Origin of the sequence: Devosia sp. Root413D1, assembly GCF_001425235.1 — a bacterium.
GTDB lineage: Bacteria > Pseudomonadota > Alphaproteobacteria > Rhizobiales > Devosiaceae > Devosia_A.
This window is the reverse complement of record NZ_LMEA01000007.1, coordinates 38402-58404: the sequence shown is the minus strand read 5'-3', so window position 1 is coordinate 58404 and position 20003 is coordinate 38402. Positions and strand designations below refer to the sequence as shown.

The window sequence follows — 20003 nt, the reverse complement described above, 5'->3', positions numbered from 1 at the left end:
GCCGAGCAAGCCAATGAGGTCCCAGGCTCCAAGGATCTGGTCAAAGCCCCTGAGCTTGAGCACATCCAGCGGATACATGGTGTCAGCGCCTGACCTACACGGATTGCACTCCATCCGGCTCGAGACTTGGCATACGAAAACCAACGGCGAACGCGGGCTTACGAGCCTGCTGCAGGTTCGGCAAGACGACCTGGAAAGTCGAGCGTAAACACATAACCGTTGTTCTGGCTGTGAATGATTTCGCCTCCTAGCTGGGCGGCAAAACCCTCGACTAGGCGACGTCCTATCCCCTTCGCGGGTACCGAGGGATCGAAGCCCGTACCGTCGTCCTGAACGGAAAGCGATGCCCGACCATCGGGAAGCGCCTTCAACTTGACAAGGATCCTACCATCTTCGCGTCCAGCAAATGCGTGTTTGAAAGCATTCGACAGAACTTCATTGAGGATCAAACCGAGGGAAGCCGCGCTGTCCTTGCCGACGACGATGTCGTCGAGATCTGCTTCGACCTCCACGCGGGGATCGGCGCCCGCCCGGATGTTCTCGATCAGGGTCCGAAGATACTCGCGGACATGAACGTCGTCGAAGCTGCTGGTGCGATAGATGTGCTCATGCACGGCTGACATGGCGAAGATTCGCTTGCTCATCTCCGCCCTTACCTCGCGCGGGATGGGGTGCAGCTGCAGCAGCGAATTGATGGATTGCAGGTTGTTCTTCACTCGGTGATGCACTTCCTTGAAGAGCACCTCGTTGTGTTCGAGCGCCGCGGCGAGGGAGCGCTGCGCCGCTCTGGTTCGCCGCATGGATTTGGCCGTCAGCAGCGAGCCGACCAGCAAGGCAACGGCGATCGGCGCCAGCAGCAGGGACACGACCCAGATCGAATACCACAGCCCTGCAAGGGCAGTTTCCTTTGAGACTGAGGCAACTGCTATGAAGCCGAGATCAGGCACCCTTTTGAAGCCGACAAGGCGGGCAATGCCGTCGACAGGGGATGCGGCCGATTCGTAGGTCCCCTGGTCGGCGGAGTTCAACGTCGTCATGCCGGAAGTTCCGCTCAGGTCCGCCGCGTGAATGAGCGCCGGGTTTCGGGCGACTACCCATCCATCGCTGCGGACGATGCTTATCGTCGAATCTTTGCCGAGCTCCTGAGGAACTGCCAGGCGCTCGAGAACGCCTCCGTCAAGGAATACGACTACCGCACCAGCAAAGGCCCCCGCCACCTGCTGGCGCTTGGCCACCGCAAAGACCGGCCGGCCCGACAGTTCTTCCTGGCTGCCGAGTGCCCATTCCTCGGGGCCAGTGAGGGCATTGAAGTAATCATGATCATCAATCGACATGGGCGCCGTCGGCATTGATCGTTCGCGGATGATCCGACCAGAGGCGTCGTAGACGCCGAGCACAAGGCTCGTCGGAAGCTGACGCGACACATCACTAAAATGGTCGAGTGCGGCACCGGGGGTGGAGCCGGCCGTCGAGGCAGTTTCGACTGCCGTCCTCGCCGAAGCTATGACCCATCGCGAACCCTCGGCGACCACGTTTGCGGCCCGCTGAGCCTTGGCCTTTGCTTCGTCTATGGTGGTCCCATAGCCCTGCACGCACAAAAGCACGAATACGCCGATGATCACGGAAACAAGCAGTACGCTGCCGGCAATGACGGCGTCGGCCGCTTCCCATCTTCTTTTGCGCTCGATCGATTGACCTGTCTGGTGCGGCAAAGCGCTGGCCGTCATGTGCTGCGCATCTCCTCGATGGCCGCCTGCATAACTTGGTCGCGAAAGGGCTTGGAGAAGAACCGGGCGCCCGCAGGCAGTTCGTTGTCAGCCGGTGCCACCTTGCCAGACATCACGATCAACCGAACCGGCGGCCAGCGCCCCGCAACATATTTAGCGAGGCCGATACCGTCCATGGTGCCGGGCATATTTATGTCGGTAACCACCAGTTCAATCGTCTGATCGGCTTCGAGGGCGGCGATTGCAGCAGCCGCGTTACCTGCGGAAACGGCTTGATGCCCCCACTCCTCCAATAGACTAACCAGGCCGAGGCGGATCAGCGGCTCATCGTCCACGACCAATATGTTCATACGAAACCCCAGGGACCCTCCGCGCGATAACATCGAAGCAGGAATTTAGTTGCACCGGGGGAGAGGATTCTTCCTGCCAGGCGACGGCTTAGAATACGCCTCTGCCCTTAGGAGTGACGCGAAGTTGCTCTGCGCGTTTCTGGTGGCCTTGCATGCAACCTCTGATGCACGCGCAGTTCCTTACGAGGAATGTGCCGGAGCTGGTGGTCCGCCGCGGCCGTCGTGAGGGCCGGTAGAAGCGCTCGTGTCCCGCGAGGTTTCCCCACGGGACACGAATACGGGCAGGGCCCAGGTATGCGGCGGAAGGATAGGACCCTTGCCGATGTGAATTACATCTTGGGCAAGAGCACCGCATCGATGACGTGGATAACGCCATTCGACTGGACGACGTCGGCGATCGTCACGTTGGCCACGCCACCGTTCTCGTCGGTGAGGGTGATCTTGTCGCCTTCGTACTTGGCGGTCCAGACGCAGCCACCGACGGTCTTGACGGGGTGAGCGCCACCATCATCAGCCACCATTTTGGAGATGGCAGTCGACAGTGCATTGGCGGCGACCACATGACAGGTCAGGATCTTGGCCAGCTGTTCCTTGTTCTCGGGCTTCAGCAGGTTGTCGACGGTACCGGCCGGCAGCTTCTCAAATGCGGCATTGGTCGGAGCGAACACGGTGAACGGGCCTGCGCCTTTCAGCGTCTCGACCAGGCCTGCGGCCTTCACGGCGGCAACCAGCGTGGTGTGATCGGCCGAGTTCACGGCGTTGTCGATGATGTCCTTGGTCTCGAGCATCGGTGCGCCGCCGACCATCGGGTTTTCTGCAAAGGCAGCGCCGGAAATAGCGGTGGCCGACAGCATGGCGGAGACGGCAACTACGCGGAGAGTGGAGAGCTTCATTATTTGGGTTCCTTCCCTGAGTGCCGTCGTCATTGTTGTTGCGACGGGACACGATGAGAGACGGATAGCGCTGTCATCTAGTTGCGGATCATTTTCGTGATTGGTGCGCTTTATTCGTGCGATCTTGCGAAACTATTTTGCGACCACTGCCGTACCGACTGGCTGCGAATTGCTGATCCGGCGCCGTGGAACGCTTCCTCGAGGCAAAGCTCGCCGAGTAGGCGATCGGGCCTCCGCAACCGGCGGATGCTAGCCAAGTTGTCTGTCGCAATGGAGGCCGCGATGGACACTCAGCTACGCAAGCATGAACAAGGACGTGGACGGCACGCTGACGCTCCATCGGAAATGACGTCGAAGGCGTGGAAGGACATCCTTTGGCGGACGTGGGGTGAAATTTCGGATGATCGGATCACCCTGATCGCGGCCGGCGCTACTTATTACCTGCTGCTGGCACTGTTTCCGACCGTGGTTGCCTTTGTCTCCCTTTACGGACTGTTCACTGACGCCTCGACTGTCAATCAGCACGTCGCCCTGCTTGCCGGGATCGTACCGGCAGGAGGAATTCAGATCATCGACGAGCAGCTGACGCGACTGACCCAGCAGGGTCCGGCTGCACTTGGCTGGGGCCTGGTGATCTCGGTGGCGCTCGCCTTGTGGAGTTCGAGTTCCGGCGTAAAGACCTTATTCGAGGCAATGAACATTGCCTATGACGAGCGTGAGAAGCGCTCCTTCCTGAAGCTCAACGCCTTGGCTCTGCTGTTCACACTCGGCGGTCTGGTCGCGGCGATCGTTATGATCGGCGTCGTCATACTGATGCCGGCGGTCCTTGGAGCACTGGGTTTGTCGCGCGGCTTTGAGTGGCTGGCACAGGGGCTCGGCTACGGGCTGGTGCTGATCTTGTTGTTTATCGGCGTTGCAGCTCTTTACCGACTGGGGCCCAGCCGGCAGCAGGCCAAGTGGAGATGGCTTACACCCGGCGCGATAATGGCGGTCGCCGTGATCATCGCCGCCTCACTATTGTTCTCCTGGTACAGCGCCAACTTTGCGAACTACGAAAAGACCTATGGCTCGCTGGGGGCGTTGATCGGTTTTCTCACCTGGATGTGGATTTCGGTGATGGTGGTGTTGGTCGGTGCCGAGCTCAATGCGGAAATCGAGCACCAGACCGCCGAAGATTCAACGGTTGGCGCAGACTCTCCCATGGGCAGTAGGCACGCAACCATGGCGGACACCATCGGCAAATCGACCGCTCAAGGCGGCGACACTTCAGACCAGGAAATGACCCCGGAGTGGCGTGCCGGTTATGCGGCTGCAAAGGACGAGAATCGCCGGCCCCGTCGGCCACTGAGCACCGGCGGTCTGCTACTTGCTCTCCCTATTGCTACTCTGCTCGCGATGCGAAGTCGGCCGCGTTCCCACAAGTGAGTTTACGGTTCAATGGTGCGTCCCCGATCGTAGGCCCTGGCTGCGGCTGCATTGAGTTAGTAGGCGGAGGGAGGTAACCGGGGCTGCGCTGGTTCGCGGCAGCGTCTTCATGATGGACTGCCCGCGCGGAGAACGGGCTCGATCACTGCGACTTAACCGGTTTTCTGCCCCATGCGATGGGGCAGAAGTTCGTCCAGTGTTTTGTGACCGTCGAGGTAGCTTCTCAGCACTTTGCCGGCGGCAAGCGCTTCCGCATCAGCGGGCCCGAGCTCCATCAGAGCACGCCGTGCCTCGGCGATCGACAGGTGATGGCGCCTGGCAAAATGCGGCACCAACAGCCAGGAAAGCGGCAAAGCGGGTGTGGGTCTCCTTCAACAACGATTTCGATGGCTACGCGATCAAGAATGCCACCATGCTTGAGAGGCTGTTGCGCGACTAAGCCGACGGGAAAGGTGAAAGGCGGCGGTCCGTTAGGCCCAGCCGCCTTTCCATCCTGGGAGCGACCCACAGGACATCAACCGAACCTCGTTCATGCATTTCAGTTGCACGGGTGGATGGCGAGAGCAGTGTCCTTAGCGCCTGCCCTTGCGGGATGCTCTGTTCGCCGGGTCGAGTACTCTGCTGATAGTTAGCCCACGACTAACTCAGCATTCTCTAGGAGATTAACCCAGGTTGGTGCCAACTGTCCGTTGACGACATACCAATGTCGGACCGGATGCGGGCACACCGCCAATGCGGGTGCGAGGCGTCTAGAGCACATCAGCCTAGCCTCCACTGCCGGTGGATGGTCTTCAGGCCCAGCCAAAAGAAGCGTCAGGTCCCGAGTCTGCACGCACGGCCGTGGCGGTCGCGGCAGACTATTCGATCGCTTCTGCAATCGAAGGCCACTTGAGCCTCAAATCGACGGAGATACTTCCTGTGCAAAGTCATGACCCGATGCGCCATCGCGCCTCTCAGCTAAGCGTTCTGGCGCGGCGGCAGGCCAACGAAACGCTGCGGCCGTTTATCGGGGCACTGCAAAGCTGGCATGTCAAGGCGGCGCGCCTGCGCGCCATCGCCGGTTCGTTCTACAGCAGCAACGAGGACAAGGCCCTCGCCCGTCTCGAAAGCGGAGCGCTTCTCGCCGAAGTCCGGCGCCGGCACACTGAACTGCATGCCGCGATGAAGGGTCAGCCATCGCACAGCCGTCTTGACGATGTCGACGCAGCCTTTCGCCGGCTGATCGATCAACTGAGCACGATCTCGGCCCGCGATACCGTCAGCGTAAGTGGAGCTGTGCCCCTAGTGACACGGGGTGTGCACCAGCAGGATGAGCAGCATTGACCCGAAGCGCACCCCTCTGGTGAAGACTTGTTGGTTTCTGGTGGTTAAGGCACGTGGCGAGTGGTGGGTAGACTGTGAAGGAAAGTCATACGGTCCGTTCGAAAGTGCCGATCTCGCCACTTCGAATGCTATCCGGTTCGGCGAGGTCTTTGGCGACGCAGGACGGCAGTCCCAGGTCTGGGCGCCGGACGATACCGGGCGAATGCAACATATCTGGAGCGGGGACGCTCCCGAGCGCGCGTCTTGAGATATCGCGCGCAATTGCACCAACCTTAGCCTGCCACCTGGTGCCGGAACCTCCTTGATGCAGGCAGGTTGGACACGGGCGGAGGAGCCTCCGCTTAAGGGGACTGCATGCCGCTCATTCTCATCCTGCGCTTTTTGTTCAGCCTGCTTTCCTTCGCCATCCTGGGCGCTGCCGGCTATTTCCTTTGGCGGTGGTACAATGGAACAGTGGTGATCGATGCCGATGGTGTGGTCCACCGGATCCGCGAAGATTGGACGCTATGGCTGGGTATCGCTGGCCTGGCATGGTCGTTCATAGGCGGCCTGCTGCTGAAGCCGGTGCTGGCGAAACGCGACGTGAGACTATTGAAGCCGGCGGAAACGTCAGAGGTTCGCACGCTTGAGAGCCCAACTGGGTCGAGCCTTCATGTCGAGGCGCATGGTCCTACCGGGGCTCCCGTCATCATCCTGACCCATGGCTGGGGGCTCGACAGTACGATCTGGGGCTATACCATCGAGGATCTCAGAACGCGTTTCCGCGTCATTGCCTGGGACCTTCCCGGCCTCGGCCGCTCCAAAGGCAAGATTGCGCTCGAAACGTTTGCCGCGGACCTACGGTCGGTCATCGGTGAGGCCGGCGGAAAGGTGGTTCTCGTGGGGCACAGCATCGGGGGCATGACCATTCAGACCCTGGTGCGCGACGATCCCGCCTTCGTCGAACGACGGGTCGCGGGTATCGTGCTGCTCAATACGACTTACACAAATCCGCTTCGCACCATGATCCTCAGTCCGCTCTTGCGTGCCCTTCGCTGGCCGTTGATCGAGCCGTTGCTGTGGTTGGTGATACCGCTGCAGCCGCTTGCATGGCTCAGCGCCTGGCAGAGCTACCTGAGTGGGTCTGCTCACGTCGCCAACCGGATCGGTTTTGGCAATCACGTGACGCGAAGCCAACTCAACGCTGTCACGCTTCTCGGCACGCGTAATTCCCCGGCGGCCCAAGCTCGCGGCAACCTTGCCATGTTCCGTTGGGACGCCACCGCTGCGCTTTCGCAGACTAAGGTTCCTGTGCTGGTGGTTGGCGGCCAGGTGGATATTGTCACCAAGCCCGAGGCTAGCCGGACGATCGGGGAGAGCGCCGTAGCTGCGCGTACCCTCATCGTAGACGAGGTAAACCACATGGGCTTTCTCGAGCGCTATGAAACCTACAACGCAGCAATCGACAAATTTGCCGTCGAGGTATTCGCGCCTGGCGTCCGTGGCGGCTAGCGTCGTGCAATGTTCCCGCGTTCACCGTCACCACCATGGACCAAGCCAGCGCCATGGCGAGCGTCAGTAAGTCTGCATCACTCGGTTGTAGACCTCTAGAGCTTCAGGGCCGTCCAAAATGTCGAGAAGCAGATCGAGCAACTCATCGCGGCTGATCCCGCTGTCCGGCGGCGTGGCCGCCTGCACGACTGCAATAGCCTGTGCCAGCACGTGCTCAGCCTTGGTGACCGGGCGCGCTTGAAACTGAAGCAGCCGTTCCATGCTACTTTTCCTCTAGCCATGGCGCTCGCGGAGCCGCTTCTTTAGCGACACCGGTAGATCGAGCTTCGCGATCATGTCCCTGACCACCTCTTGCTGCGACATGGGCCGCTCCTCCTTCGACAGAGCTCGTGCCCGGCCGATCGCATCGCCGATGGTCATCCGCACGCTGGGTGCCGGTGGCTTGGGACGGAACTTCGGCATGGGACGCGCCTCACTGCTGCAGAGGCGATTCAACCCCTTCCGCCCTGCCCGGTTCCGCGGAAACGAATCAGTGATCGCGAGTCGACTCGGATTCGTTCGGCACTCGCACTAAATTGCCCGCATGCTCCTGGAACGCCCAGCCCTACGCTACATCCAACCCATGAAGCCGCGCCTGGTCGAGACCGCGCTGACTGGCGACGGCTGGCTGCACGAGGTGAAGTTCGATGGGTATCGTACGCAGCTGCACGTCGAGGCCGGCAACGCCAAGGCGTTCAGCAGTTCAGGGGCAACCTGGACGAGCAAGTATCCGCAGATCGTCGCGGCGGCGGCCCAATTGCCATGCACCTCAGCCATCCTTGACGGCGAGGTCTACCTTCCCGACATCCATGGAGCCTCGGACTTCACCGGGCTGCCCTCAGCAATACGCTGGCACCCGGAACAGCTGATCTTCGTGGCCTTCGACCTGCTGCACCTGGATGGGGAGGACATCCGTGGCAGGCCGATAGAGAGCCGGCGCGCGATGCTCGCTGACCTCCTGCAGAGTGCGCCGGCTCACCCGATTGCCTTCAGCGCCGAGCTGGAGGCCGATGGCCCCGCAGCCTTCGCCGCGATCGACGCCATGGGCCTCGAGGGCATCGTCAGCAAGAAACGTGGTAGCCGCTACAAGAGCGGCGAGGCCGACACCTGGTTGAAGACCAAGACTTTCACGGTCAGTGAGCTTGAGGTGATCGGCGCCGACGTCACGCCATCGGGTGCACCGGTGGCGATCCTCGCGCGACGCGACGAGCATGGACTGCACTTTGTGGGGGATGCCTTCATCACGTTGAAGGCGGCCGACCGTGAGGACTTCTGGGCCTATGCCGAGGCCAACACAGCCGAAGCCCCTGCCCTGCCGCTGAAGCGCCGTGGCACCTGGTTGCGCCCGGGGCTGATCGCCAAGGTTCGGCACCTGCGCGGCGAAGGCATGCTGCGCCACGCGACACTGAAGGGGCTGCGCCATGACCACCGTTAAGATGCCGGTGGGCGATATGCCTGGACCCGGCATGCCCACGGTAGAGTTCCTCGAGCCCGACTTTGCCCGCTGGACCTTTCTCACCGACGATCCCGCTCTGCAGCGCGCCCAGTTCAACTACTGGCGCGGATGGTTCGGCTTCGAGGAGACAGACGAGCCGCACTCGATCGAGGGACGGGTTTGGCTCGTCCGCCGGAACGGCTCTTAATTGGAACTGCTCGGCGGGTCGTGAGTTTGAGGCGCCGAAAGGAGCCCCACGATGTACCAGGAAAACTCGCCACGATCGCGCGTAATGAGCCCGGAGATCACGCAACGGAAGCTGGCGAGAACCCGTGTGGCTCCGCACCTTTCCGACCTCAAAAAGTGGCAAAGCGAGGCTCTTCGGCTAAGTCCCCTGCACAGTTCTCGCCACCAGCCGGCGGAGGCGCTATTGGAGGGCGAACGTCAACTCGAAGCTTTACGGAAAGAGATCGAGATGGCGCGACAGGCCTTAATCCTGGAAATGGATGACATCCGCGACGCCCCTGCCGTCGTCCACTACCTTGCGGCGCTCGATAGCCTGCTTAAGCGCTATCCCCCGAACACGCGGGCCGCGTTGCCGACGAGATAGATGCCCGCTGCGAGAAGGCCGACGATTGCCAGCCACGCGAAGATCATCCACTTAATGCCGTAGCGCCCCCTCAGCATGATGCCCCTCCCGGGGGCCGGATCATCAGTTATCTGCTGGCCCCTATGCATCGGGCCGAACCATACCGCTCTTTTCCTCAGGTGCAAGAGTTCGTGTTCACCCTACGGAGGGCAAGTTTGCAACCATGCCTCTCGTGCCACGTATTCCGTGACTGGCGGAGGCTATCATGCGGTATTACTTCGACATTTTCGATGGCACCGGGTGGGCACGAGATGACATCGGCGTCGAGTGTGCCAGCGACCAACAAGCCCGGTACCAAGCCGTGCTCGCCCTAACAGAGCTCGCTCGGGATCTGCTGCCGCCTGATGGGTCCACCAAAGAGCTTAACATCCGGGTCCGGCTGCACGAGGAGCTGGCTTTTTCCGTACGGCTGAGCTTTGACACATCGGCTGGTCCGGCGCTGGTCGATCCCTCTGTTATGAGGTGACGCTGCGGGGGTTGGTCCGCTGCAAACGCCGCAATGACTTCTCGACGCCTTGTCCAAGCCCCGGCATCTCAACGTGCCGGGGCTTTTTCTCACCCCCGGAACGGCCAATTTGCCCGTCGTCATCGAGAGCCCACACCAACTGCGAGCACGAGGGCGATCGATCCGCGGCCTGACTCCGCATTCGAAGTTTGGTTTCGGCAATTCCGCTGACAGCTGCTGTCAGCGAGGTTTCAGACAGCAAAAAGCCTAGAAATTCAGGGAACTCAGCCCATTAAAGTACGTTCTCGAACAAATAGAACACGGAGCTGAAAATGGCCCACTTGGTTCTTCCTGCCCTCATGTTCGGGAGTGTCGCCATTCTGTCTGGCGTGGCAACTTACGCGGGAGCAACTTTCACTCTTCACAAGGTCGCCGAGGCAGCGGCTTCTGCACCGGTGAAGTCAAAACTGAAGCCGACGTATATCGCCGCACTGTCGGCGGCAGATGCTAAGGCACTCGATGTCGCCCGGTCAGTGAAAGTCGTCTGGCAGCCGCCCGAGGCGCTGCAGGAGACGCGAGTTGCACCAGCCTTTACCCACACCGTGGCGGTCGAGTCGCTCCGGGTTCGCGCCGGTCCCAAGAAGGCCGCACGACAGGTGTTCGCCCTCAAAGGCGGCTCGCGTGTAACGGTCATCCAGGAGGACCGCGGCTGGGTACTGATCGACGCTGGCGACGGTCGCAAGGGGTGGGCCTACTCAAAGCTGCTTCGTCCCGCCGAGAAGCTGGTCGCGTCGCAGGACTAAAACGGGCGCTGCCCGCCAATGCTCGCGAGAGCACCTCAATGGCGGCGGTTGGAACTCACTGGGTGGTGGGTCCGGTCGCTGTCGACTGCAGCAGAACAACAAAAGGAAAAAACATGAAACCGCTTCTGCTATCTGGCTTGTTACTGATGACCACCTTCGCGGCGGTTCCCGCCGTCACCGCCGCCGAAGCCATCGGGTCGGTCAATGTCCGCTCAGGGCCCGGCACTTCCTACCGCGTTGTCGACCGCCTTGCGCGGGGTGAGAACGTCAACGTTCAGCGCTGCCGCTCGAGCGGCTGGTGCTACATCACCCACCCGGGCCCGGATGGCTGGGTGTCTGCCAGGTATCTCGTTTCGAACGAGGTTCGCGACGACTATCCGTCCAGCAGCCGGGTACGCCCCAACCTCAGCTTCAGCATCATCATCGGCGGCGGCGGCTTCGGCGGCGGTGGCGGTGGTGGCGGTGGTCCGCGCGAAGAACTCGTTTGCCTGGTCACCTTCTTCGACCGAGACGATGTTGAAGCCGGTGCAGACGCCAATGTCGAACGTGCCAGGGTTCTGCCGCGCAGCGAGGCTGAGCGGCGCGACGGCCCGAACGACCGGCAGGGGATCTTTGATTATGGCACAGATCGCCAGACCCGCGAGACGTGCGAGTATTTGGACAACCTGAACTAGCGCGACCTTCCCGGGTCGGAGCTTTCATGCTCCGGCCCGCTCTCTTCAGACACTACCTTCAGGCACTACTTATGCTCAAAGCAATCACCTTCCCACCCGAGCAAGCGGAAGAGGCCCTCGCAACCCTCGGCAGTCTCGTGGACCTTTCCACTCAGCAACTCGAGATGTGCACTCAGGTGCTCGAAGAACTGGAGTTTTCCGGCGAGTTGCAGAAGGACTTTATGAGACGGCTGGTCCGCATCCAGAGCGACGTACGCAACGCGCGCGCCCGGCTGAAGGATCTGGCGACAGCGCCACCGAAGGCCGACCGGTGAAGACCTGTTGGTTCCTGGTCGTGAAGGTACGTAGTGAGTGGTGGGTGGATTGTGAGGGAAAATCCTACGGACCGTTCGATGATGCCAATCATGCTACGGCGAACGCTATTAGGTTCGGAGAAATCTTTGGTGACGCGGGGCGGCAGTCCCAAGTGTGGGCACCAGACACCGACGGACGAATGCGACAGGTTTGGAGCGGCAAGGCGCCTAAGCCCTGAGCATCAGCTGAAAGGGTAGCGTTCCCGCGTGCACAGAGGTGAAGGAGTAATGATCGGGGTCTCGATCTACCCGCTAGCAGTCGCTGTCGCCTTTTGAGGGATTATCCTCCTCGCTCTGCTATGCCTTCCCTGTTCCAAAAGCGCGCAGTTCCGGACTGGCTGTCTTGGCCACTGGAGCAGCTATCGTCCTTGTCGGAAGTGTTTTTCGATGGGCACCGGCCATTGCCCGTGGAGCTAGCCTGACCGCGAATAACGCTTTCTCGCGAATAAAGGAGGATCCGGAACAAAGGAAGTGCGGCGAGGTTAATGAAACATGAAAGACCTTTTGCCACCGCCCCTGTGGTCCCATCCAAACTGCAAGTCAGGCTCCTTCTTGGCACTTCGGGAGGTAAACCTCTGGCACTATCGTGAGACCCAGTTCGCTTCTCGACGCGCCACACTGGCGGCGGAGTATGCTCGGCGCCAACAGATATGGTGGACTAAAGAGGCAGGGCGGTTTGAACGCGACTACAACGAGGAAACCTCAGCACCACCGCCTCATTGACTAGCCGCGTCGTCTCTATGGCCGCGGCAGTTTCATCTCCAAAGAGGTGCCCAAGGTTGGTATCCGATAAAGGTGGCGTAAAAAACCGAAGCCGTGTTCCCGAAAGTGAAGACCGTCAGGTGAACGAATTCGCAAATAAACATGCGCTCGAGGTAATCGCCGAGGCCGCCGGAGATCGCGATCGGGCAGAGGCAATCATGGAGTCGGGTCGGGCGAGCCACGACGCGGGCGTCGCGCTTAACAAAGTGAATAGCACCAATCCCGAAGCTGGTTAGACTGGGTTTCTCTTGGGAGGAGAGCCCGTCGCGATGGCCTTGAGGCCACCCAAGTTGCCGTCGCGGCGGTGTAACTCGGATGCAAAGACGGGACATGTCATATTTGCAAACGGATCGTCACCAACTGGTGTATGGTGTCGATTGACTGGACGAGCAGATGCCCTGCGGGCACCCTTAGAATTGCTGTGTCCGGGCGTCTTAGCAAAACGCATTGAAGCTGCCGATCCATCAACCGATGGACGGTCCTCCTGCGTTCGAAACGTCCATGACATCCCACTCGACCAAACCCACGGCTCTCGTCGTGGAAACGAACTACCTCATTGCATCGGTGATAGAGGCTCCGCTACTCGACGCCGGCTACCAGGTGGTGATCGCAGCAAATCCTGATGAAGCGTTTGCGCTTCTGGAGGCACGCGAGATCAGTCTGGCGCTCATCGACTTCCGGCTCCAGCACGCTGAACCCGAGGGACTGGTTGCCCGCCTGAGACAACGCAGCGTCCCATTCGTCTTTTGTACTGCCGCAACCGTGGAGGAAGTAGCTGAGCACTTCCCGAACGCGAGAGTAATGCTGAAGCCCTTCAGCGACCAGGAATTGCTCGCAGCAGTAGCCGCCATCGTGGCGGCCAGCGATCCCTCCAAAGGCGCTTGAAGCCTAAACATGCCAAATGACCCGATACGACATCGCAACTCTCAGCTCAGCATTCTCGCGAAGCGACGGGCTAACCAGACCTTGGGGCCATTCATAGGCGACCTGCAGGGCTGGAACGCCAAGGCCGCCCGCCTCCGGGCTCTGGCAGACTCATCCTACAGCACCCCCGAGGACAAGGCACTCGCCCGCCTCGACTGTGGCGAGCTCCTCGCCGAGGTGCGTCGTCGGCACGCTGAACTGCAGCTTGCAATCAAGGGTGAGCCGCCACACAGCCGGTTTGACGATGTCGACGCATCCTTCCGGCGGCTCATCGATCAACTGAGCCTCAGCGAGGCCTCGGGGTACGCCGTCCCACCATCGACGCCATGAGGGGCCAGGCCGAACCCCGGTATCTGACACGACGCTGAGATACCATGTCAGGGGAACTGCAGTGCTAGAGGCGTATCGGGTGGGGGCTCGCGTTTCTTGCGAGTGAGGAGAAAAAAATGCGACTTTCAATAATCGCTCTCTTGGCACTTTCTGTGTCTGTCGTCCCGGCGCTTGCCGCAAAGCCCTCTGATCCGGGCGGGTTTGGCAAGGATCGCGCCGCTTACATCCATGACGTTGCGCAGACATCGGATACCGCTCCGGGTGCGTCCGAGATGGGCCATATCATGTCGGACCGAGCCGGCGAGAACGGCACCATCAATAACGACTACAAGTGCGCGGAGGGCCAGGTGCCGGCCAGCGCATCTTTCTGCTGATCGGCTGAAGAGCCACCCAGAACACGCGCGGGAACGAGTATCGGGCATGGTCCCGAATGCTTCCGGCCTCCCTTGGTCCGGAATGCACCAGAGCCGACGGGCATCGCTGAATGCAGGATGACCGTCGGGTCGCTTGGAATGGGTGCCATCGGGCAAACCGCTACGCCTAGCCTTGGTCGATGACGCTCAGGGTGCCGGTGGGTCCGCCGCACGGAGCCGCCGGCACTTCGCCACCTGCGCTCCCTTCACTTCCCTGTGGGAATAAGGCCACGGCGCTGCAACCAGCTTTTGCCACGTTGCGTGATGTGGCAGCGCTTTTTGTCCCCACCCATCACTAACCGCTCATCCCACAAGATCTGAAACTCAGGCCGATCCTCAATCGGGCTGCCTATTTCTTTGGCGAGGCGGATGAGTTCGTCGATCGCGATCTGAGGGAGGTCATAGTCCTGCATGGCCTCACGCCTAAACAGATTCCCGAAATGCAAAAAGCCCCGGCCTCAGGGTTCATCTGAGGCATGTGGGGCAGGCGCCGCAACTGCGGCCTCGGCGCCTGCCCGAGCGAGGGCCACCTCGCTCACCCACGTAATGCCTCCCGCCTGACAGCTGGCTGAGCGTTGACGGACCGGCGGACGGGCCGCCCATGATCAGCCGCTCGTCCCAAACGAGAATTCAGGTCGACCCTTTCGATTGGGTAGATCGTGGCGTTTTACAGAGTCGCGTAGACGAGCGTTCCGCGCAGCCTTGACATGAGGGCACACAGTGGCCCGGCGCTGCGACAAGTCTATTGCCGCCGCAATCGTTATTTGGTCTCTTGCTATTGAGTTTAGTGTTTGGGGGGCGTCATGGCCGATATTTTCATCTCGTACAAGTCTGACGAGCGCGCCGTTGCTGAGAAGGTCGCGCAACGGCTCAAAGACGCTGGGTATGATGTCTGGTGGGACGAGCATCTTTACGTTGCTGAGCAGTTCGGCGCGAAGATCAAGGCTGAGTTGAAGGCTGCGAAGGCAGTGGTTATCCTTTGGTCCCGAGCTTCGGTCAAATCGGTCTGGGTCCAGTCTGAGGCTCAGGACGCACTTCGAAGGCAGATTGCCGTAGGGGTGATCACAGATGATTTGCTCCACGAAGAACTCCCGATCCCTTTCGATCAGATCCAGGCGGCCAGTCTCCGTGGTTGGAATGGCAGGGCAGACGACCCGGGATTCAGACTTATCCTCAGTTCAATCGATAGGCTTATCCGCACCCCTAACGTTCCTGCCAAAGGGGGGCAAAACTCCACCGATGCCAGCGCGCCCGCCCCACGGCGGCCCAAAAAGATCGACCGGCGGTATTGGTATTCCGCCGCTATCGCGCTTGTCGTAGCCGCAGTAGGGCTATTCCTCTTGCAGCGACCGGATCAGCAATGCTCGGAGAAGTGGCTAGACAGAGATGCCTACTCGGATTGCTTCGAAAAGATGAAGGAGGACTTCGTGCCCTACGTTGTTGAGGGTCGCCGTTCTTGGTTCGGCGCCGGCGACAACGAGTTTCGCGCTGGCTGGATCCCGGAGTCGCCGGTACCCGAGTGTTGGGAAAGTCGGTCGGCTCTGAACCGAACACAATTTAGCGGGAGAAACAGTGAAATGGTGGCGGCCGGCTTCATTCCGGTTACCGTTCGTCGCTTCTTCGCAGCAAACAATACCGAGCTTTTTCAGGCCACATGGCTAAAGGAGAGAGATTCGACAGCGAATCCATGCAGCTATCCCGAATACACCCCACCGGCACTTTAACAGTCACCCTCACTTGACGAAGCCGCGTCTTTGCAGCCAGCTCTTGCTGCGCTGGGTGATGTGCACCCGCTCCTTGTAGCCGCCCATGATCAGGCGCTCGTCCCACAGGATCTGGTATTCGGGCCGATCCTAGATCGGCGTGCCGACCTCTTTGGCCAGGCGAATGAGCTCGTCGATCGCGATTTGTGGAAGGTCGTAGTCCTGCGTGGCCGCACGCCTAAACAGATTCCCGAAATGCAAAAAGCCCCGGCCTCCCGAAGGAAGCCGGGGCCGCACTCGCAGGGATGTTCGCTTACATGCGATCGTCTACGTAGACCGTGAACGAACCATCCGTCTCAGTCGTGACGGCGACGATCTTATCGATCGGACAGCTGCTGGTCTCGAGCTTGGTCTTGAGATCCGCATTGCCCTCGATAGAGGTCTTGAGGCTGGCGACCTGAGCAGAGTTCTTGGTCAAGGCGTTATCTAGAGCTGTGGCGTCGGCGGACGCGTCACCCTTCAGGGTCGACACCTTCACGCAGCTCACCTTCGATGTTGCGGTGTAGGTGCCGAGATCGGTCATCTTCCCCGCGTTGAGGCTCGAGATGAGCGACCCGTAGTTCATATTCCCGCCCGCCGTGGCGTCCGACGAGGTGGTCGCAGTCGTCGTCGCATTGGCATCCTGGGCAACGGCGACAAACGGTGTGCCCGCCAAGGCTGCTGCGATCATCAGAGTGGCAATGGCTTTCATCGTGTTTTTCTCCTCTTTTGCCCTCGGGTCCGACAACTTGCGTTGAAAAATCCGGTTCCGAACCAAACGCTAAAAAAGACCCGACATCGAAGGATGCCGGGCCAGGCGCCACAGAGAGGTATCACCAGGCGAACAACCTGTTGAGGTTCGGGTCTTTAGAGCAGGGGCGCCTGATCTGCGTCCACACTGCGACGGGGCTGGCAGGCCTCCGTTCGCGGTTCGAGACGCCCGCCACCAACCCGTATTGGCATGAATATAGAAGCTGAGGAGTCAGAGTTCGATCGGGTCGACCGAAATGCGCTGATCGACCTGACAGCGGCTCTGGAAACGCTCGCCAACCGGCATCCCGCTGGCTCCCAAGTCGCTCTATACCAAGCAGGACTACCTCAGGACGCTCACTGGCGTCGTTCTGGATCGTCTAGGGCCCCACGCATTAGGAGCTGCAGCCTCGAGCGCCACCGCTCACACCGCCAAGCTCTTCCCGGGCAGCGCTGACATCATCGCCATGTGCCACGCTCACTTTCTCGAGGAGCACATCAAATAGATGCGCGCGCCCTTAGCTCCGCGCGCCGCTCTATCATCGCGGTCTCGGGGAAATGCCGATGGTAAAGCGGCCGGCGCATCTCCAGGGGATGGACGCGCCAGCCGCTCTTTGTCCGCCGCAACAGGACGATCCCGCACCAACAATTTAGCGGTTGGCGGTGCAGTGGGGAGGTGAGGCCTCGCTGCCTGTCCCATTCGTGGGGCGTCACCTCCCACCCGCATCTCTCAGAATATCTGCATCTCCGTCAGCGTTTGCCCGCTTCCTGCGACCGGCGGTATGCCCGGACCTTACGGAGCCGGCGCCGTCGGCGATCAACGAGGCGCGCTGGCTGAACTAGCTTCGCCGCCACCTCCCAACGCCTCATCAAATTGGGTTTGCCACTCGGCCCGCAGGCTGGCTATCTCGCTCGGAGGCAGGACGCGTGCCTCGGCGACGCTGAAGGCCCAAGGCTCTTCATCAGGGCGATGATCTAACTGCCGGTATACAGCTTCGAAACCGTCTAGCGCGGAGTAGTAAAAGTCGCTGTGGCCAGGAGCCGCCTCCGTCGCGAAGTCTTCGGGGTAGGCCTGGCGGTTGCGCGGTAGCCAAACGATGGCAAGCTCAGATGACCAATTCATGCGTTGTCTCCTGCTTGTCACCAAACCCGGATGTCTGACTTTGGTTCGATCAAAAAGCTGCAACGCGCGTTAGCGACTTGCTACGGCGCATGAACCTTCGCTACAACTCTGAAATGACTGAAACTTCTCCCCCTCGTAGTTCCCCGCACTCTGCGATTGAGCGTAAACGGCTCAGGGAGGTCGCGCGTCCCTTCACCAGGGACACCATGAAGTGGCATGCCGGGCTCGCCTTCTACAGGACCAGCCGCGACGGAGCCAAGTCGTCCATCGAGGATGGTGTTCGGACCGGCGCCGGCTTGGGAGACTTGCTCGCCGAAGTGCAGGAAGCCCAGCAACTGTTCTCCACAGTCACTGCCGAAGAGCCGCTGGAGGGAGCGATTGAGGACGCGGCACGCGGCTTTGACCGCCTGATCGAACAGATCTCCGCGGAGCTGCGCTGACCCTTTGGCCTTCACCGTCTATGTGACCGACGACGGCTCCGCAGCGGGCTATGTGCCGGTGCTGATCGTGACCAACGATTGGCCTGCCGGACCACCCGCACGGCCAATCGTGGCGTTGGGCGGCTTTCACTTCGACAGAAGAGCCGCATAAAGCTCTCATCGGCCGCGAAGTGGTTCGTCGGTTGAAGGTGCCCGGTTGGGTCATTAAGCGCTCCCCGCTCGACCATTTGTTGCGTGTTCGGGCCGCGCCCGGCCCCTCGCCGCGTTACGACCGCTGAAAGCGGTGCGTCTCCCACTGCAGGTGGGTTTCCCATAGCGGGTGTCCTTGGGCGAGTCGCACCACTACGCGGAAGTCGCGACTCTGGCTGTTGCTCGCCAAGGTGTCTCGCGTAACCTCGGAAAGGATGGCTGCAGCTTCCCTGCGTGCAGCAGCCTCATCCCGCAGTGCCTTGCCCTGATTATCAACCGCGAGATGGGACCCATCATACAGGTCGAAGAAGTATTGAGGCATCGGCCCACCCTCCCCCGCAAGGGGCCCCCGTCGAAAGGGGCGGGCGACGGGGGCGCGATTCACAAGAAGACTGGAGTGAACGTCGCTAACCAGGCGACGATCAGTAGTCGAACCCCGAAGTCGAGCGTCGGTTCCCCGGAGGCCCGAGCCGCTGAAGCAACAATCATCGGCGGAAACGATAAAAGGCCCAACCTCCGCAAGGGAAGCCGGGCCAGTTGGAGTGTCAGGACGGGGGACCTTACGCCCTCCGCGCGCCTATGAACACAACTCATGCCGATAGCGGTGCCGCCCGCCATCCTAGCCGCGCAGCAAAAGGCCCTGGTCCTGAGGACGATAGCGATCGCAGCGGGCGACTCGGCCCCAGGCGCCCGCTTTCGGGAACCGTTGCGCGCGAGGCCGCAAAGTGTCAGGTGGCGAGATCAAGTGACAGCCAGCGTCAGAATCTGAATGCGGTCCGCCGCCCCGCACCACTCGACGCACACCTTCGCGATCCCCTGCACCGCACGCTTCATTTGATCTATCGCAAGGCTAGTGGATGTGACGCTGCAAATGTAGGGACATGGACATTCGGATCGAAGTGCTGAGATACCGAGGACTATGGGTCGTTACCCAAAGCGGCCCTGGATTTGATGTCCACAGCACACCGACCGAGGCAGTTGCGGCAGGCATCGAAGCTGCCGAAAGACATCACAGTGAGACTGGCGGCCGCGCCACCGTTCACATGTGGAGCGACGGCACCGAAACGCTCGTTTTCGACTCGGCTGGTGCGTCGGTGTCAGATGAAGCAGCACCACGACACTGACACCGCTCATCGGCTTAATTCCGGCGGATTGGGATGCGCGTGATCGGCGCCCCGTTTCCTATCCGAGAGTTGTTGTGTTGGACCGCCTTCTTCCTTCCGTCGGTCTGGTCGCCGTCCTCGTTCTGGGTGGTTGCGCGAGCACCAGTCGCCCGCCCGTTCACTCGCTGCCGGTTGTCGACTGCGGCGCGTCCGAGGTGAAGAAGTTCATCGGACAGCCGGTCAACGGCAAGTCCGCCTCCGATGTTAGGATCGGCAACAATCGCGTGCGGTCCAAGGGGGAGGTTCGCGTAATTGCGCCCGGGCCGATGTCGATGTTCAGCGCGCCCGGGTGCTGCCTCGCCGGGTGGCCGAACGGCAGGATGGACCGAACGATCGCCGTTCAATCTTTGACTATGGCTCAGACCGCCAGACCATCCGGACCTGCCGGTATCTCGACCGCGTGAACTAGCTTTGCAGCGGCGTCTGGAACCCGCTGTTGCTATCGGCATTATTAGAGTGCCCATGGGTGGTTCCCACATCACCTTGGACGTTTCCTCGGACCCCGGTGAAAGCCGGGGTCCGATCCATTTGCGAGCCGAAGCTACGGAATTCGAAAAGCT

The 20003-nt window shown here is 60.8% G+C and carries 25 protein-coding genes; 15 read left to right on the top strand and 10 right to left on the bottom strand.

Annotated elements, in window-relative coordinates:
* Positions 1-158: 158 nt before the first annotated feature.
* The 3 genes from ASC89_RS05125 to ASC89_RS05115 form a co-directional block, all read right to left on the bottom strand.
* Positions 159-1727: a sensor histidine kinase gene (locus ASC89_RS05125; RefSeq protein WP_055995464.1), complete on the bottom strand. Its 1569-nt coding sequence runs from the start codon at positions 1725-1727 to the stop codon at positions 159-161.
* The gene (locus ASC89_RS05120) at positions 1724-2077 is read right to left on the bottom strand and encodes a response regulator (RefSeq protein ID WP_055995461.1); all 354 of its coding nucleotides are present in this window, start codon (positions 2075-2077) and stop codon (positions 1724-1726) included. The genes ASC89_RS05125 and ASC89_RS05120 overlap by 4 nt, the downstream gene beginning before the upstream one ends.
* Positions 2078-2406: 329 nt before the next feature.
* On the bottom strand, positions 2407-2970 hold the full coding sequence (locus ASC89_RS05115) for a fasciclin domain-containing protein (RefSeq protein ID WP_055995458.1): 564 nt from the start codon (positions 2968-2970) through the stop codon (positions 2407-2409).
* A gap of 282 nt (positions 2971-3252) precedes the next feature.
* Between ASC89_RS05115 and ASC89_RS05110 the strand changes: the two genes are divergently transcribed.
* A complete protein-coding gene (locus ASC89_RS05110) occupies positions 3253-4395 on the top strand; it encodes a YihY/virulence factor BrkB family protein (RefSeq protein WP_082533245.1) in 1143 nt (380 codons plus the stop codon).
* Positions 4396-4547: 152 nt separating this feature from the next.
* Here ASC89_RS05110 and ASC89_RS05105 read toward each other — a convergent pair whose 3' ends face one another.
* Complete coding sequence (locus tag ASC89_RS05105; protein WP_055995455.1) at positions 4548-4748, bottom strand: hypothetical protein; 201 nt, start codon at positions 4746-4748, stop codon at positions 4548-4550.
* Positions 4749-5235: 487 nt separating this feature from the next.
* Here ASC89_RS05105 and ASC89_RS05100 point away from each other — a divergent pair, with 487 nt between their 5' ends.
* Both ASC89_RS05100 and ASC89_RS05095 read left to right on the top strand, forming a co-directional pair.
* The gene (locus ASC89_RS05100) at positions 5236-5718 is read left to right on the top strand and encodes a hypothetical protein (RefSeq protein WP_156384514.1); all 483 of its coding nucleotides are present in this window, start codon (positions 5236-5238) and stop codon (positions 5716-5718) included.
* A gap of 354 nt (positions 5719-6072) precedes the next feature.
* The gene (locus tag ASC89_RS05095; protein WP_055995449.1) at positions 6073-7209 is read left to right on the top strand and encodes an alpha/beta fold hydrolase; all 1137 of its coding nucleotides are present in this window, start codon (positions 6073-6075) and stop codon (positions 7207-7209) included.
* 63 nt (positions 7210-7272) lie between these two features.
* On the opposite strand, the gene ASC89_RS05090 is transcribed toward ASC89_RS05095, so the two are convergent.
* On the bottom strand, positions 7273-7470 hold the full coding sequence (locus ASC89_RS05090; protein ID WP_055995446.1) for a hypothetical protein: 198 nt from the start codon (positions 7468-7470) through the stop codon (positions 7273-7275).
* A 12-nt stretch (positions 7471-7482) separates the two neighbouring features.
* The gene (locus ASC89_RS05085; protein WP_055995443.1) at positions 7483-7671 is read right to left on the bottom strand and encodes a hypothetical protein; all 189 of its coding nucleotides are present in this window, start codon (positions 7669-7671) and stop codon (positions 7483-7485) included.
* A 160-nt stretch (positions 7672-7831) separates the two neighbouring features.
* Here ASC89_RS05085 and ASC89_RS05080 point away from each other — a divergent pair, with 160 nt between their 5' ends.
* The 10 genes from ASC89_RS05080 (at position 7832) to ASC89_RS05035 (ending at position 13997) form a co-directional block, all read left to right on the top strand.
* A complete protein-coding gene (locus ASC89_RS05080; RefSeq protein WP_055995440.1) occupies positions 7832-8683 on the top strand; it encodes an RNA ligase family protein in 852 nt (283 codons plus the stop codon).
* Positions 8670-8891: a hypothetical protein gene (locus ASC89_RS05075; protein WP_055995437.1), complete on the top strand. Its 222-nt coding sequence runs from the start codon at positions 8670-8672 to the stop codon at positions 8889-8891. The genes ASC89_RS05080 and ASC89_RS05075 overlap by 14 nt, the downstream gene beginning before the upstream one ends.
* 51 nt (positions 8892-8942) lie before the next feature.
* Complete coding sequence (locus ASC89_RS05070; RefSeq protein WP_156384513.1) at positions 8943-9293, top strand: hypothetical protein; 351 nt, start codon at positions 8943-8945, stop codon at positions 9291-9293.
* Positions 9294-9537: 244 nt separating this feature from the next.
* Positions 9538-9798, top strand: coding sequence for a DUF6894 family protein (locus ASC89_RS05065; protein WP_055995429.1), 261 nt, complete (start codon positions 9538-9540; stop codon positions 9796-9798).
* Positions 9799-10109: 311 nt separating this feature from the next.
* Complete coding sequence (locus ASC89_RS05060; RefSeq protein WP_055995426.1) at positions 10110-10580, top strand: SH3 domain-containing protein; 471 nt, start codon at positions 10110-10112, stop codon at positions 10578-10580.
* A 113-nt stretch (positions 10581-10693) separates the two neighbouring features.
* The gene (locus tag ASC89_RS05055) at positions 10694-11254 is read left to right on the top strand and encodes an SH3 domain-containing protein (protein ID WP_162247903.1); all 561 of its coding nucleotides are present in this window, start codon (positions 10694-10696) and stop codon (positions 11252-11254) included.
* A 71-nt stretch (positions 11255-11325) separates the two neighbouring features.
* A complete protein-coding gene (locus tag ASC89_RS05050) occupies positions 11326-11568 on the top strand; it encodes a hypothetical protein (protein WP_156384512.1) in 243 nt (80 codons plus the stop codon).
* Positions 11569-12816: 1248 nt separating this feature from the next.
* Complete coding sequence (locus ASC89_RS05045; RefSeq protein ID WP_055995417.1) at positions 12817-13254, top strand: response regulator; 438 nt, start codon at positions 12817-12819, stop codon at positions 13252-13254.
* Positions 13255-13263: 9 nt separating this feature from the next.
* A complete protein-coding gene (locus ASC89_RS05040; protein WP_055995414.1) occupies positions 13264-13623 on the top strand; it encodes a hypothetical protein in 360 nt (119 codons plus the stop codon).
* Between the two features lie 116 nt (positions 13624-13739).
* Entirely contained in the window at positions 13740-13997 is a 258-nt protein-coding gene (locus ASC89_RS05035; RefSeq protein ID WP_055995411.1) for a hypothetical protein, read from the top strand.
* 245 nt (positions 13998-14242) lie between these two features.
* Here the strand turns inward: ASC89_RS05035 and ASC89_RS05030 are convergent, their stop codons facing one another.
* The gene (locus tag ASC89_RS05030) at positions 14243-14449 is read right to left on the bottom strand and encodes a hypothetical protein (protein WP_055995408.1); all 207 of its coding nucleotides are present in this window, start codon (positions 14447-14449) and stop codon (positions 14243-14245) included.
* Positions 14450-14839: 390 nt separating this feature from the next.
* On the opposite strand from ASC89_RS05030, the gene ASC89_RS05025 reads away from it, so the two are divergent.
* Positions 14840-15760 carry a toll/interleukin-1 receptor domain-containing protein gene (locus ASC89_RS05025; protein WP_156384511.1) on the top strand — a complete coding sequence of 307 codons (921 nt, stop codon included), beginning with the start codon at positions 14840-14842 and terminating at the stop codon, positions 15758-15760.
* A gap of 292 nt (positions 15761-16052) precedes the next feature.
* Here the strand turns inward: ASC89_RS05025 and ASC89_RS05020 are convergent, their stop codons facing one another.
* On the bottom strand, positions 16053-16490 hold the full coding sequence (locus ASC89_RS05020; protein WP_055995403.1) for a hypothetical protein: 438 nt from the start codon (positions 16488-16490) through the stop codon (positions 16053-16055).
* Between the two features lie 855 nt (positions 16491-17345).
* Entirely contained in the window at positions 17346-17651 is a 306-nt protein-coding gene (locus ASC89_RS05015) for a hypothetical protein (RefSeq protein WP_055995400.1), read from the bottom strand.
* Positions 17652-17857: 206 nt separating this feature from the next.
* Here ASC89_RS05015 and ASC89_RS05010 point away from each other — a divergent pair, with 206 nt between their 5' ends.
* Complete coding sequence (locus ASC89_RS05010) at positions 17858-18091, top strand: hypothetical protein (protein ID WP_055995397.1); 234 nt, start codon at positions 17858-17860, stop codon at positions 18089-18091.
* 265 nt (positions 18092-18356) lie between these two features.
* Here ASC89_RS05010 and ASC89_RS29230 read toward each other — a convergent pair whose 3' ends face one another.
* The gene (locus ASC89_RS29230) at positions 18357-18602 is read right to left on the bottom strand and encodes a DUF6894 family protein (protein WP_055995394.1); all 246 of its coding nucleotides are present in this window, start codon (positions 18600-18602) and stop codon (positions 18357-18359) included.
* Positions 18603-20003: the final 1401 nt, after the last annotated feature.

Bases quoted from the DNA above. Each gene is read 5' to 3' on its own strand.
- ASC89_RS05110 (WP_082533245.1), top strand. From the start codon at position 3,253: ATGGACACTCAGCTACGCAAGCATGAACAAGGACGTGGACGGCACGCT.
- ASC89_RS05020 (WP_055995403.1), bottom strand. From the start codon at position 16,490: ATGAAAGCCATTGCCACTCTGATGATCGCAGCAGCCTTGGCGGGCACA.
- ASC89_RS05055 (WP_162247903.1), top strand. From the start codon at position 10,694: ATGAAACCGCTTCTGCTATCTGGCTTGTTACTGATGACCACCTTCGCG.
- ASC89_RS29230 (WP_055995394.1), bottom strand. From the start codon at position 18,602: ATGCCTCAATACTTCTTCGACCTGTATGATGGGTCCCATCTCGCGGTT.
- ASC89_RS05065 (WP_055995429.1), top strand. From the start codon at position 9,538: ATGCGGTATTACTTCGACATTTTCGATGGCACCGGGTGGGCACGAGAT.
- ASC89_RS05080 (WP_055995440.1), top strand. From the start codon at position 7,832: ATGAAGCCGCGCCTGGTCGAGACCGCGCTGACTGGCGACGGCTGGCTG.
- ASC89_RS05025 (WP_156384511.1), top strand. From the start codon at position 14,840: ATGGCCGATATTTTCATCTCGTACAAGTCTGACGAGCGCGCCGTTGCT.
- ASC89_RS05040 (WP_055995414.1), top strand. From the start codon at position 13,264: ATGCCAAATGACCCGATACGACATCGCAACTCTCAGCTCAGCATTCTC.
- ASC89_RS05085 (WP_055995443.1), bottom strand. From the start codon at position 7,671: ATGCCGAAGTTCCGTCCCAAGCCACCGGCACCCAGCGTGCGGATGACC.
- ASC89_RS05015 (WP_055995400.1), bottom strand. From the start codon at position 17,651: ATGAATTGGTCATCTGAGCTTGCCATCGTTTGGCTACCGCGCAACCGC.
- ASC89_RS05060 (WP_055995426.1), top strand. From the start codon at position 10,110: ATGGCCCACTTGGTTCTTCCTGCCCTCATGTTCGGGAGTGTCGCCATT.
- ASC89_RS05115 (WP_055995458.1), bottom strand. From the start codon at position 2,970: ATGAAGCTCTCCACTCTCCGCGTAGTTGCCGTCTCCGCCATGCTGTCG.
- ASC89_RS05035 (WP_055995411.1), top strand. From the start codon at position 13,740: ATGCGACTTTCAATAATCGCTCTCTTGGCACTTTCTGTGTCTGTCGTC.
- ASC89_RS05120 (WP_055995461.1), bottom strand. From the start codon at position 2,077: ATGAACATATTGGTCGTGGACGATGAGCCGCTGATCCGCCTCGGCCTG.
- ASC89_RS05095 (WP_055995449.1), top strand. From the start codon at position 6,073: ATGCCGCTCATTCTCATCCTGCGCTTTTTGTTCAGCCTGCTTTCCTTC.
- ASC89_RS05125 (WP_055995464.1), bottom strand. From the start codon at position 1,727: ATGACGGCCAGCGCTTTGCCGCACCAGACAGGTCAATCGATCGAGCGC.
- ASC89_RS05075 (WP_055995437.1), top strand. From the start codon at position 8,670: ATGACCACCGTTAAGATGCCGGTGGGCGATATGCCTGGACCCGGCATG.
- ASC89_RS05050 (WP_156384512.1), top strand. From the start codon at position 11,326: ATGCTCAAAGCAATCACCTTCCCACCCGAGCAAGCGGAAGAGGCCCTC.
- ASC89_RS05030 (WP_055995408.1), bottom strand. From the start codon at position 14,449: ATGCAGGACTATGACCTCCCTCAGATCGCGATCGACGAACTCATCCGC.
- ASC89_RS05010 (WP_055995397.1), top strand. From the start codon at position 17,858: ATGAAGTGGCATGCCGGGCTCGCCTTCTACAGGACCAGCCGCGACGGA.
- ASC89_RS05070 (WP_156384513.1), top strand. From the start codon at position 8,943: ATGTACCAGGAAAACTCGCCACGATCGCGCGTAATGAGCCCGGAGATC.
- ASC89_RS05090 (WP_055995446.1), bottom strand. From the start codon at position 7,470: ATGGAACGGCTGCTTCAGTTTCAAGCGCGCCCGGTCACCAAGGCTGAG.